The 12,643-nt window shown below is 45.0% G+C and carries 9 protein-coding genes; 2 read left to right on the plus strand and 7 right to left on the minus strand.

What is annotated here, in order from left to right; all coding sequences use genetic code 11:
* Nucleotides 1-174: 174 nt before the first annotated feature.
* Complete coding sequence (locus tag ACRWQN_RS17215; protein ID WP_434939098.1) at nucleotides 175-978, plus strand: DUF5694 domain-containing protein; 804 nt, start codon at nucleotides 175-177, stop codon at nucleotides 976-978.
* 41 nt (nucleotides 979-1,019) lie between these two features.
* Here the strand turns inward: ACRWQN_RS17215 and ACRWQN_RS17220 are convergent, their stop codons facing one another.
* On the minus strand, nucleotides 1,020-2,489 hold the full coding sequence (locus tag ACRWQN_RS17220; RefSeq protein WP_434939100.1) for a peptide MFS transporter: 1,470 nt from the start codon (nucleotides 2,487-2,489) through the stop codon (nucleotides 1,020-1,022).
* A 296-nt stretch (nucleotides 2,490-2,785) separates the two neighbouring features.
* Between ACRWQN_RS17220 and ACRWQN_RS17225 the strand changes: the two genes are divergently transcribed.
* Nucleotides 2,786-3,943, plus strand: coding sequence for a hypothetical protein (locus tag ACRWQN_RS17225; RefSeq protein WP_434939102.1), 1,158 nt, complete (start codon nucleotides 2,786-2,788; stop codon nucleotides 3,941-3,943).
* Nucleotides 3,944-4,349: 406 nt separating this feature from the next.
* Here ACRWQN_RS17225 and gcvP read toward each other — a convergent pair whose 3' ends face one another.
* The 6 genes from gcvP to ACRWQN_RS17255 all read right to left on the minus strand — a co-directional run bounded on the left by gcvP (nucleotide 4,350) and on the right by ACRWQN_RS17255 (nucleotide 12,465).
* Nucleotides 4,350-7,238, minus strand: coding sequence for an aminomethyl-transferring glycine dehydrogenase (gene gcvP / locus ACRWQN_RS17230; protein ID WP_434939104.1), 2,889 nt, complete (start codon nucleotides 7,236-7,238; stop codon nucleotides 4,350-4,352).
* A 199-nt stretch (nucleotides 7,239-7,437) separates the two neighbouring features.
* The gene (gene gcvH, locus ACRWQN_RS17235) at nucleotides 7,438-7,827 is read right to left on the minus strand and encodes a glycine cleavage system protein GcvH (RefSeq protein WP_434927120.1); all 390 of its coding nucleotides are present in this window, start codon (nucleotides 7,825-7,827) and stop codon (nucleotides 7,438-7,440) included.
* A gap of 65 nt (nucleotides 7,828-7,892) precedes the next feature.
* Nucleotides 7,893-8,987, minus strand: a complete 1,095-nt coding sequence (gene gcvT, locus ACRWQN_RS17240) for a glycine cleavage system aminomethyltransferase GcvT (RefSeq protein WP_434939106.1) — start codon at nucleotides 8,985-8,987, stop codon at nucleotides 7,893-7,895.
* 231 nt (nucleotides 8,988-9,218) lie between these two features.
* Nucleotides 9,219-10,442: an FAD-dependent oxidoreductase gene (locus ACRWQN_RS17245; protein WP_434939107.1), complete on the minus strand. Its 1,224-nt coding sequence runs from the start codon at nucleotides 10,440-10,442 to the stop codon at nucleotides 9,219-9,221.
* Nucleotides 10,443-10,510: 68 nt separating this feature from the next.
* Entirely contained in the window at nucleotides 10,511-11,794 is a 1,284-nt protein-coding gene (ubiH, locus tag ACRWQN_RS17250) for a 2-octaprenyl-6-methoxyphenyl hydroxylase (RefSeq protein WP_434939108.1), read from the minus strand.
* A gap of 95 nt (nucleotides 11,795-11,889) precedes the next feature.
* The gene (locus ACRWQN_RS17255; protein WP_434939109.1) at nucleotides 11,890-12,465 is read right to left on the minus strand and encodes a UPF0149 family protein; all 576 of its coding nucleotides are present in this window, start codon (nucleotides 12,463-12,465) and stop codon (nucleotides 11,890-11,892) included.
* Between the last annotated feature and the right edge of the window lie 178 nt (nucleotides 12,466-12,643).

The raw sequence follows: 12,643 nt of genomic DNA on the forward strand, positions 1-12,643 counted from the left end.
CCACTTATCTTAGCGTGACACACTAAAAAATGGTCTATTCTACTCATACCTCTCGAACTATAAAGCAGAAACTCGCACCACATCCTTGTAATAACATACGAAACAATCACTTACTATTTGGCATAGTTTTCGCTTATTGATGTTTAATTTCAAAAAACTCATAAGGTTATTTCGATGAAAAAATTATCTGCTTTAGTCTGTCTGGCAACCGCACTGTTTATTGGGGCTCAAACTGTTCGTGCAGAAGAGCCTGCGCAAATTATGTTGCTAGGCACTTTCCACTTTACTAACCCCGGTTTAGACACGGTAAAAACATCAGTGCTGGATGTTACCTCTGACGAGAGTCAGCAGTATTTACAAGCCTTTAGCCAAAAAATGGCGAAGGATTTTGCTCCGACAGATGTTTTGCTGGAGTGTGCTGTAGGCTTTCAGGGCAAACTAAATGAGCAGTATCAACAGTATTTAAAAGGCGAGTTTACACTGCCAGTGAATGAGAGTTATCAACTCGGATTCAGGGTGGCTAAAGCCGCTGGCGGTAGTGCCGTGCGCTGCTTCGACGAGCAGGAAATACATTGGAATGCCGAGCAGCTGTTCGAACAAATGCCAACAAAGGCACCGGCCATTCAAGCGGCTTTTGATACCTTGATTGCGGAGGTTACTGCCCAAAGTAACGAAATGCATCAGACATTGAGCCTGGCAGGCGTGTTGCGTGCGATGAATTCAGAACAACAATATCGGCTGAATCAATCCATTTACTTACTCAGCAATGAGGTGGGTGCTGGGGATAACTTTGTTGGCGCAGATGCTTCGGCAAGTTGGTGGCACAGAAACTTTCGCATGTATGCCAACATTCAACTAGCGGCCAGCCCGGGCAAGCGAGTTTTGGTGATTGCTGGGCAAGGCCATATTGCTGTTATCAAAGATTTTCTGGCCAATGACACTCAGCGCAAAGCGGTGTCTGTTGACCATTTTTTCTAAGAATAAGTGGGTTAAGTGGGGGGCAGAGTATATGACCCCACTTATCCCACAAGTTCTTTGGCTTTCACATTTACTTTTACATACCTCTCCAAGGGTGAAATTAACAAATAAATCACTCCCGCTATCACTGAAACACTCGCCACTATAGTGAATAATTCTTGCATCGGTAAAGTGCCAATTTGTCCTGCTGCTAGCCCTGCGATTAAGTTACCCAGCGACGCGCCCATAAACCAAATCCCCATCATTTGACTAACTAAATGTTTGGGTGATAATTGCGACACAGCGCTCAAGCCAATAGGGCTTAAACACAGTTCACCAATAGTATGCAGATAGTAGGTGACCACTAACCACATAGGGCTGACTCCCGTTGAACTGGCATCACTAAAGCTTGCGCCCCATGCGAGCACGAAAAACCCCGAACCGAGCAACAGTAAACCCAAACTAAACTTAACTAATACCGACGGATTTCTATGGCCTAACCACAGCCAAAGTCCACCCATGATCGGTGCCATGATAATAATAAACAGGGCATTGACTGACTGCAGCCAGCTGGCTGGCATTTGCCAGCTTAGTATTGAAAGATCGGTATATTGCTTGGCGAACAGGTTCATTGAAGAGCCCGCTTGCTCAAACCCAGAATTAAAAATGGCGTAGCCAATAAATAGTAAAAAGATAAGGCCGATGTTTTTTTTCTGTGCGGTTGTTAATTTGCCAAACACTAACGCATAAACAAAAAATCCAATCGCCAACGCGACAATAATCACTCCCGTTACACTGGCAACGGCACTTAAACTGAGGTTAATCATCCCCGTGTTGGCGGCAACGGTAACACCTAGAATCAAGCTTATGATGGTGAGCGATATTTTAACAAACAGGCTTCTATCTTTGTCTAGCTGTTGTTGATTAATAAGCTTAAACGTTCCGGCTTCGCCAAGTTCAGCCATCTTGAATCTATATTGAATAAGCCCGCAAACCATACCAATGCCAGCAGCACCAAAACCTAGGTGCCAATCGATATTTTCACCCAACATGCCACACACTAGCGGACCTAAAAAAGCCCCTAGGTTTATGCCCATGTAAAAAATTGAAAAACCAGCCTCGCGTTTTGAGGTGTCGTTATGATACAACTGGCCAACGATGGCGCTTACATTCGGTTTTAATAATCCAGTGCCGATAATGATTAAACCCAGCCCAGTAAAAAAGCCAATTTTACCTGCTATGGCCATCGAAAAATGACCCAACGCAATGAATACGCCACCATAGAATACCGCTTTTTGCTGGCCGATTAGTCGGTCAGCAATCCAACCGCCCGGCAAGGCCAACAGATAAACCAACGCGGTATATAAACCGTAAATGGCGGCGCTATCTTCAGTGCTCATGCCAAAGCCACCTTGCTCTGCGCTGGCGACCATAAACAACAGCAGTAATCCTCGCATGCCGTAGAAGCTAAATCGTTCCCACATTTCGATGAAAAATAAGGTTGATAGCCCGCGTGGGTGTGATTTAAACATTAAGCTCTCCTGATAACTGTGCGAATCGAATGCAAATCGAATACAAATCGAATACAAATCGATTGGTTACAATTATGTTAAGAGGGTGTGCAGTGATGACCAACCGAGCTAAAGCTAACGAGTGGGAAAAATAGTTTTGCAAGTTTTACAAGTCACTTTAAATAAGCTTTACAGATTGATTTTCTGTGGTTTTTTCGCTTTATAGACGTTATGCTCAAGTTAATGTGTTTTTATCGCTAGACGGTGTAATCAAACAAAATACAAGCTTATTGTCATTAACAAGGTAACTCAATTCAGTGATCCCTATGCCAAATTTACCCGCAATAACCTTTGCCTATCCGCATTGGTATTTAATCTCTCAACTCTGTGTTTGTGGCATGGCGAGTTTAATTTTTTGGATAACCTATAAATACCCCACCCCTGACATAGAACCACACGGCGCTCCGCGGCGGGAAAAAGGACTATTGTTTGTTGCCCTAGCTAGCCTAACCTGGGCTATTTGGCCTGCGCTGGCGTTAATGTTTGACGATGTGAACGTGATGCGACTGTATACCTCAACGTTAAATAGCGTGTTTTTATTGCTAACAGCGGCCTTTTTTGAATATGGCCCCAGACGATTACGTTTATTTCAACTGCATGAACGTTGGGTGTGGATGGTAATTTGCGGCGGCCTGGTGGTCGCTTCTGTCACCTCTAACATTGATAATCGGTATTGGAAATACATCCCGGATGTTATTTTATCTGTCCTAACGTTAAGTATTTTAGGTTGGGTCATTTGCGTGACTTTTTATCAACGTATCAGCAAACAAGCCGCACTTATTGCTGGCACTATTATTCTGTATGCGTTGTTTGCACAAATGTTAGAGGTCACCCATCTGTTTACCGATGCACAATGGCAACCGCCAAGCGAAACGCGGTTAATTATTAGTTTAACCTCCAAAATATTGTTATTGATGGTGTTGCTGTTGGTTGCCATCAGTTGGTTACAAGAACAATGGCTCGCGCAAGTTAAAGAGAACAGTTTGGCAAAATTGCCTGAAAATCAAATTAACATCCACATTACTGGCAGGCGCGACCCCGACAATCAACGCCGTTGGTTGGTGAGCGTGCAACAGAACTCATCAACAGAAAATGAGCCTGTAATGCACAGTTTAACCAGCGTACCGCATTTATTATTCATTCAGTTTGCCCTCAGAAAACAGCTCAACAATCAAGTTGATGGTGGCATGATGAACACGGTTGAAGACAGTTTTTACCATGCCGATCTGAATAAAATTCATAAAATGCTTGGCTTGAATGTGCCGACGCTATTCAAAAACTTCGGCCGTAATGGCTGTTATGCCATTCGCAACAACATCAGTGTGACCTTAAATGAACAGGAATTAGTCAAAGATGCTGATGTTTTAGGCTTAATCAAAAAAGAGCAGCAAAAGTTAGCCGCTGAGACTAAATAATCTGATGCGATGAAGCTATGCCAGCAGCCACTATATTTGACTGTGTCAGCAAGTCATTGTGCATGAAATGGAGTACACAAAAAAGCGACCCGAAGGTCGCTTTTTTAATGCTTTAGATTCCGGCTCAAAAGCATTACCGGAATGACGTACCGCCATGAGGTGTGTTTAGAACTTTTCTGGTGTGACACAAACAAAAAAGCGACCCGAAGGTCGCTTTTTTAATGCTTTAGGTTCCGGCTCAGAAGCATTACCGGAATGACGTTTGGCCTACTACGACCATAATTGCGTCGCTGGCGATGATAAGACAATGAAGTTTGAGGTTTTCGCCGCGGAGTTGACTGGTGTCAATGAGCAGTAAAAACCTTAAACTGAAGCCGTATTATCGAGGCCAAGTAGCCATTATCATTTACTGATAATCTTCCATTGGTGCGCAACTACACATCAAGTTTCTATCCCCATAAACATCATCAATACGGTTTACCGTTGGCCAGAACTTGTTGGCTTTAACTGATGCTGTTGGGAACACGGCCACTTCGCGGCTGTACGGACGTGAGTCAAACTCTGGGTCCATAATGTCGGCCATGGTGTGTGGTGCGTTGTGTAATGGGTTGTTGTCTACTGGCCACTCGCCTGCTTCTACTTGAGCGATTTCGCCGCGAATAGAGATCATGGCTTCAACAAAACGATCTAATTCAACTTTAGATTCAGATTCCGTTGGCTCAATCATTAACGTACCCGCTACTGGGAAGCTCATGGTTGGTGAATGGAAGCCGTAGTCGTTTAGACGCTTAGCGATGTCCATTTCAGTCACGCCTGAGGTTTCTTTTAATGGGCGTAAATCAATAATACATTCGTGTGCTACACGGTCATTACGGCCAGTGAACAATACTGGGTAATGTGGTGCAAGCTTCTTCATCACGTAGTTTGCATTCAGTAGCGCAGTTTGGGTTGATTGCTTAATACCCTTAGTGCCTAAAAGCTTAATGTACATCCAGCTGATAGGTAGAATACTTGCACTGCCATAAGGCGCTGCTGATACTGCACCGTTGTGGTCGCTTACACGGCCTGGCTTAATCACTACGTGGCCAGCTACAAATGGCGCAAGGTGTGCTTTAACACCAATTGGGCCCATACCTGGACCACCACCGCCGTGCGGGATAGCAAAGGTTTTGTGTAGGTTTAAATGCGATACGTCAGCACCGATAAAGCCTGGAGATGTTAAGCCAACCTGGGCGTTCATGTTGGCGCCGTCTAGGTAAACTTGGCCCCCAAACTCGTGCACTATGTCACACACTTCGCGAATTGATTCTTCATACACACCGTGGGTAGATGGGTAAGTGATCATGATGCACGACAGGCTGTCGGCTAACTCTGATGCTTTAGCACGTAAATCGACTAAATCAACGTTACCTTCTTTGTCACAGGCGGTGACCACAACTTTCATACCAGCAAGTTGTGCTGATGCTGGGTTAGTACCGTGTGCTGACTGAGGTATTAAACAGATATCACGGTGCGCGTCACCGCGAGACTCGTGGTATTTTTTAATCGCTAATAGGCCAGCATACTCACCCTGTGCGCCTGAGTTAGGTTGAATGCACACTTCATCGTAACCGGTGATTTTGACTAGGTACTCAGATAATTCATTGATTAACTTAGTGTAACCCTGTGCTTGATCAAGTGGGCAGAATGGGTGCATGTTCGCAAATTCTGGCCAGCTTACCGGTAGCATTTCTACTGCGGCGTTTAGCTTCATGGTACATGAGCCTAACGAGATCATTGAGTGGTTTAACGCTAAATCTTTGTTTTCTAGACGCTTAATATAACGCATCATTTCCGTTTCGCTTTGGTAGCGATTAAACGTTGGATGGGTCAAAATGGCATCTTGACGCACTAAGGCTGCAGGAATTGATTGGCTACCGTTTGCCACGATTTGCGCATCTAATGCGGCAACATCTAAGCCGTGGCCTGCGCCTAAAATCACGTCAAATAATGCGCTAACATCTTTACGTACTGTAGTTTCATCTAAGCTGACACCGAACACGCCGTCGGCATCGATACGCAAGTTAATGCTTGCGGCAATCGCGCGGGCATTAATGGCAGCAACATCGGCACCTTTAACACTGATGGTGTCAAACCAAGTGCTATTCACTAGGCTTAAACCTTTAGCTTGTAGGCCTGCTGCAAGAATATCGGCAAAACGGTTAATGCGTGACGCAATAGTTTTTAAACCTTGTGGGCCGTGGAATACCGCATAAAACGATGCCATGTTGGCTAATAATATTTGTGCGGTACAAATGTTTGAGTTGGCTTTTTCGCGGCGAATATGTTGCTCGCGCGTTTGCATTGCCATACGTAGTGCTGGGTTACCACGGGTGTCTTTAGACACACCAATAATACGACCTGGCATTGAACGTTTGTGCTCGTCACGGGCAACGAAGAATGCTGCGTGTGGTCCGCCGTATCCCATTGGTACGCCAAAACGCTGGGCACTACCAAATACTACGTCTGCGCCCATTGAACCTGGTGACTTTAGTAATACTAAAGACATGATGTCAGTCGCAACGGTAACGATAACTTTATTGTCACGTAATGTGGCAAATAACTCAGAATAATCGCTAATTTTACCATGACGGTTGGTGTATTGGAATAACGCGCCAAATAGCTCGTAATTAACGGCCTCTGATGCTGGGCCAACTACCACTTCAAAACCAAAACATTCAGCACGGGTTTTGACTACGTCTAATGTTTGTGGGAATACGTCATCGGCAACGAAGAATATGTTGGCTTTTTTCGCTTTCGACACGCGCTTGGCTAATGCCATAGCCTCTGCCGCTGCGGTGGCTTCATCTAATAATGATGCTGAGGCTAAATCAAGACCGGTTAAGTCCATCGACACTTGTTGGAAGTTAAGAATAGCTTCTAAACGACCCTGGGCGATTTCTGGCTGGTAAGGGGTGTAAGCCGTGTACCAACCTGGATTTTCAAACACGTTACGCAAAATAACATTAGGCACTTGCACACCGTAGTAACCCATACCGATATAGTTTTTAAATACTTTATTTTGATCGGCTATGTCACGGATGTAGCTAATACCTTCAGCTTCGCCACAAGAATCACCTATGGTAAGGTCTTGTGGTAAACGAATTTTTCCAGGCACAGTTTGTGCGGTTAAGTCTTCTAAAGACTCAGCGCCGACAAAGTTCAACATTTCTTGTTGTTGAGCTGCACTAGGACCAATGTGACGAGTTAAAAATAATTCGTGCTGTTCTAATTGTGTAAGAGTTTGCTTGGTCATGGTTAACCTTGTTCCCAAAATGCCAGTTGTAAGCTGTAGGGCACAGTAACTGGGTATGTGTAAAGTAGTGGTATGTGTAACAACAGTCTAATACGCCGCTATCATCAAAAAAGGGTCATTTTTGCTGACATTATTTACGCGGCTTTTAGCAACACAAAACAAAGAAGCTCCCGAGGGAGCTTCTCAGTGTCGACAAGATTTACTCTTCGTCGATAACTTCTTGATAGCCGTCAGCATCTAATAAACCGTCAACTTCTGACGTATCAGATGGCATTACGCGGAAAAACCAACCTTCGCCGTATGCATCGCTGTTAACGTTTTCTGGTGAATCTTCTAATGATTCATTCACCGCAATCACTTCACCTGAAATAGGTGCATAGATATCTGATGCGGCTTTAACAGATTCTGCTACTGCACAATCTTCACCCGCAGTAACTGTGTCGCCCACTTCTGGTAATTCAACGAATACCATGTCACCTAAAAGCTCTTGAGCATGTTCAGTAATACCTACTGTGTAGCTACCATCGGTTTCAAGACGGATCCACTCGTGTGAAGAGGCGTATTTCAAATCTGCTGGAATATTGCTCATTGTTGTTATCCTTTATCTGATATTTTAGTGCTTAATCAATAATTTCGTGGTACTGAACCATAAGCTTAGAATGCTTGCTTACCATTGCGTACAAAGCTTGGTGCGATTACTTTTACCGCGACACGTTTTTTACGCATTTCAACTTCTGCTGTAGCACCAATACCATTAGGTACACGTGCCATGGCAATAGAATAGCCTAAAGTTGGCGAGAAAGTCCCGCTGGTGATCGCACCTTGATGCTCTACACCGTTTTCGTCGGTAAAAAACACTGCCATATCATGGCGTAAAACACCTTTTTCTTCCATAACCAGTCCGACTAATTTTTCAGTACCAGCGGCTTTTAATGCCGTTAATGCGGCGCGGCCAATAAAGTCACGGTCAGTTGGTTCCCACGCGATAGTCCAGCCCATGTTAGCGGCTAATGGATTAATGCTTTCGTCCATGTCTAAACCGTATAGGTTCATGCCGGCTTCTAAACGCAAAGTGTCACGTGCGCCTAAACCACATGGACGCACTTCAACGTCTAACAAGGCTTGCCATAGGGCTTCAGCTTCGTCTTCAGGCACAATAATCTCGTAACCTGTTTCACCGGTATAACCTGTGGTAGCAATGAATAAGCTGCCAGACTGCACACCAAAAAATGGCTTCATGCCTTCGACTGCGGCATTTTGCTCAGCATTGAATACTTTGGCGGCTTTCGCTTTAGCGTTAGGACCTTGAACAGCGATCATTGCTAGCTCTGGACGCTCGGTAATGGTCACATCAAATGCGGCGGCTTGCTTGTTGATCCAGGCTAAATCTTTGACACGTGTGGCTGAGTTAACCACCACGCGGTAATGGGTGTCGGTCAGGTAGTAAGTGATTAAATCATCAATGATACCGGCGTTTTCGTCTAGCATACCGCCGTATAAGGCTTTGCCCGCGACTTGAAGTTTAGCAACATCGTTAGCTAATAGTTTACGTAAAAATGCACAAGCGTCTGTGCCTGTGACGTCAACAACGGTCATGTGTGACACGTCGAACATGCCCGCATCTTGACGAACAGCGTGATGCTCTTCTATTTGTGAACCATAGTTAATTGGCATTTCCCAGCCGTAAAAATCGACCATCTTGGCTTTTGATGCTAAATGCTTATTGAAGAGTACCGTTTTGCTAGCCATTATTATCCCTTATTGTGGGTAGTGCCATGTTAGAAACACGACCTAGGTATTTGCTAAAATTTGGACAAAATTATACTCGGCAGAGTGAAATTGTATACCAGAAAATTTTCTAATCCGACTTACTTCGCATTAGTTTGGCTAATGCGAAAGCTGTAATAAATTTACAGCTGGTTTAGATTAAAAACATCAATCGCGCTGGATGGCCTGATATATAAGCGATTTTAAGGATTATTAGGAAGAAATCGATTCACGACACAGTTTAGGTAATGTCATCTTGTTACCCATGGCTTGTCTGATGAACACTGTTTTTAGCCCAGCAACATTATCCACCAGCGATAATCCGATGTCGCGGATGGCTTTTTTAAGCGGATTGCGTCCAGCAAAGAGTCTTTTAAAGCCTTCCATAGTGGCTATCATCTCCATTGCATCCGCTTTGCGCCAGCGTTCTAATGCACGCAAATGGCGATAATCACCAATATCTTTGCCTTGTTCATGCAGTTCAGCCACAGTTTGAATAATACTGGCAGCATCTAAAAAGCCTAGGTTAACCCCTTGTCCGGCTAATGGATGAATAGTGTGGGCGGCGTCTCCTGCTAGCACCAAACGGTGGCGGGCAAAATGACGGGCATAGCGCATTCTTAACGGAAATGCATGGCGCTCGCTGACCACTTCACATACACCTAAACGACTGTCTAATGCGGCGGTAAGGGCTTTGCCGAAGACTTTATCGTCAACAGCCAATAATTGCTCGGCTTGCTGTGGTGAAGTTGACCACACAATTGAGCATAAATTGTCGTCATATAGCGGCAACATAGCTAAGGGGCCGTCGGGCAAAAATGCTTGCCGCGCGGTAGCGTCATGGCTAAGTTCGGTCCTAACGGTGGCGACAATGGCATGGTGGCCGTAGTCCCAGAATGTTAGCGGTATTTGGCATTGCTGACGCACCCAGGAATTGGCGCCGTCTGCACCAATCACCAGTGCGGCTGAGATATTGTCGCCGTTTTCAAGGGTTAACCAGGCTTCACGTTCACCAAAGGCAATGCGTTGCAGTTTTTGTTGTTCAATATAGGTAATGTTGCTGAGTTCACTGACGCGTTTGGCTAGGGCAAAGCTTATGGCGTCGTTTTCAATGATCGCGCCGAGATGATTTTCGCTGATTGAGTGGGAGTCGAATTCAATTTTGCCCATGCCGTCTTTGTCCCACACCTGCATTTTTTGATAAGGGCTGACTCGGCTATGGTCCAGAATTTGCCATGCGCCTAAGTTGGTTAACAGTTGCTGACTGGCTTTATTAATCGCACTGACTCGTAGTTTAGGTTCACCACTGGGAGCTTGTGTACTGCCAGCATCAATAACCACCACAGTTAAATTGGCTTCAGCTAAACCAATTGCGGTCGCTAGGCCGACCATACCGCCGCCCACTATGGCGACATCAAAAGTTTGGGTGGTGTACATAGCAGTGTCCTTTTAAAGCGTCAGTCAAAATTTAAGTCGTTTAATCTATAATAATCAGCACTAAGCCGCTAACGCCAGCCCATCGCAATTTGGGCAACGGGACGTTTTAACGGCGGCAGCCAAGACAGTAATCGTAATCCTATTGAACGTCCTGCCACGAGTGGCCAGTGTTGATTAGAAAACCCGCGTACTAAAAACTCAATGTTACGTAGCGTGCTGTCGCGATCACTTTGGCGCGATGCTAAATATTGATGCAAAATAGCGCTTGTACCGACATCAATTGCGGCATCCGTTTTAGTCTCGGCATCTAGATTTTTATCAGTGGTAGGTTGACGATTAAGCTCAGACTCAATCACTTTGATCAAACCCACCACGTCACGTAAGCCTAAGTTAAACCCTTGCCCTGCAATTGGGTGCAGTGTTTGCGCCGCATTACCAATAAACACGCAGCGATGAAATATCGGTCGCGCCATAGTGGTTAATGTTAATGGATAGGTCACTCGTTTACCCACTTGAGTAAAACGCCCTACTCTATTGCCAAAAACGTGCTGCAATTGCTGTAAAAAATCTGCTTCATCTGTGTGTGCTAATTGCTGTGCTTGCGCTGGCGATACGGCCCACACAAGCGATAATCTAGCACTATTTTTGGCTTGCATTCCCTTTACATTGCCCATAGGCAGCAGAGCTAGCGGGCCTGTTTCGGTAAAGCGTTCATAGGCACAGTTTTGATGCGGTTGGTCGGTTTGAATATTGGCGACAATGGCACTTTGGTTAAAGTCTATACTGTCAGCACCTTGATTAAGTTGCTGACGAACCACTGAGTTGGCACCGTCTGCGGCCACCAGCAATTTAGCACTTAGCCTGCTGCCATCGTCCAGAGTTAAATAATGGCCGTCGGTGTCTGTGGTTAACTGGCTGAGTTTAGCCGGACAAAACAAACTGATATTGGCTTGTTGCAGTTGTTCAAATAACACTTTACCCACTTGGGCTAGTTCAACCACCTGACCTAATGCCGGTAAACCTAATGGTTTGGCATTGAGTTCAGTCATACCAAAATGACCACGATCAGAGATATGAATGTCGGCAATGGCGGTACCTAAATGGCTCAGTTTGGGCCAGATACCTAAACGTTCAAGTTCAAAAATAGAGCCGTGGGCAATGGCAATTGAGCGGGCATCAAACCCTGGGTGACTGTCGTCGGCTTGATGTGCTTCAATAAGGGCAATAGATAACGTCTGTGTTCGGCCTTGATTTAGCTTAGCTAAGCCTAAGGCTAATGAGGCACCCGCCATGGCGCCGCCAACAATGACGATATCAAAGGGTTGTAATACTGCTGTGGATGCTGAACTCATATATCAACTCATTGCTTACTGGTTAAAGCACACCGTCTATTGGTCAAAGCACACTAGCTAAACATACGATCAAAACCGAAACGGGCGATCAAATATTAATGCACTTTTTGAGTGTCATCTGCGTTATCCATTGATGGCTCAGGACCAAACTCGGCGTAACATAAAATCGCGGCCATACGCACAAACTCTTGTAACTCTACGTAAGCGGTTTCTGATTCTTCATCTTCGCCAACATCAAATTCAACTTGGGCAATTTCGGCTAAATCTTTTATCACTTCTTTGACGTCGGCCGATGCCTGGTTCAATTTAGGCTGAATAATGGCAATACCGGTTAAAAAGCTTTGGGTCCATAACGACAGGGCTTCAACACGATGTGATAACGATACTTCTTCTTCTGGCAGTAGTAAGGTAAAACCAAAATCAAAATCTACCAAACGGGCGACAGTGTCCTGGTAAAGCTCATTTATTAACTGCAGTAAACTGGTTTCTAGCGGCTGGCCGTCATTCATTAAATCAATTAACGGCGCTACCCATGCATGGTTTTCTTGATCTACACCACCACAAATTAATCCGACTAATGCGCCATGTACTTCAACAGGATGCTGGCCAATTTCGGCGTCGTCGAGCGCTTTTTTAAGGTTGTCGATACATAATGAAGGTGGGGTTGCCATGGTGATTTCCTAATGGGCGATAACTTTCCCAATGCTAGCAGAGTTCGCTATTTGCGCCAAATACTTGCAGCCATGATGTGAGATAAAAGACAGATTTGCTCAGACATCCAGCAAATAGTTAAAAAGGCGTGCACTTGCCTTGCGCTTTGATAGGCACACCTATATAGTTCGGCTTTAA

Source organism: Shewanella sp. HL-SH8 (assembly GCF_051165765.1).
Taxonomy (GTDB): Bacteria; Pseudomonadota; Gammaproteobacteria; order Enterobacterales; family Shewanellaceae; genus Shewanella; species Shewanella glacialimarina.

Coding starts and splice junctions, on each gene's coding strand:
- ACRWQN_RS17215 (WP_434939098.1), top strand. CDS start 175: ATGAAAAAATTATCTGCTTTAGTCTGTCTGGCAACCGCACTGTTTATT.
- ACRWQN_RS17220 (WP_434939100.1), bottom strand. CDS start 2,489: ATGTTTAAATCACACCCACGCGGGCTATCAACCTTATTTTTCATCGAA.
- gcvP (WP_434939104.1), bottom strand. CDS start 7,238: ATGACCAAGCAAACTCTTACACAATTAGAACAGCACGAATTATTTTTA.
- gcvH (WP_434927120.1), bottom strand. CDS start 7,827: ATGAGCAATATTCCAGCAGATTTGAAATACGCCTCTTCACACGAGTGG.
- gcvT (WP_434939106.1), bottom strand. CDS start 8,987: ATGGCTAGCAAAACGGTACTCTTCAATAAGCATTTAGCATCAAAAGCC.
- ACRWQN_RS17245 (WP_434939107.1), bottom strand. CDS start 10,442: ATGTACACCACCCAAACTTTTGATGTCGCCATAGTGGGCGGCGGTATG.
- ubiH (WP_434939108.1), bottom strand. CDS start 11,794: ATGAGTTCAGCATCCACAGCAGTATTACAACCCTTTGATATCGTCATT.
- ACRWQN_RS17255 (WP_434939109.1), bottom strand. CDS start 12,465: ATGGCAACCCCACCTTCATTATGTATCGACAACCTTAAAAAAGCGCTC.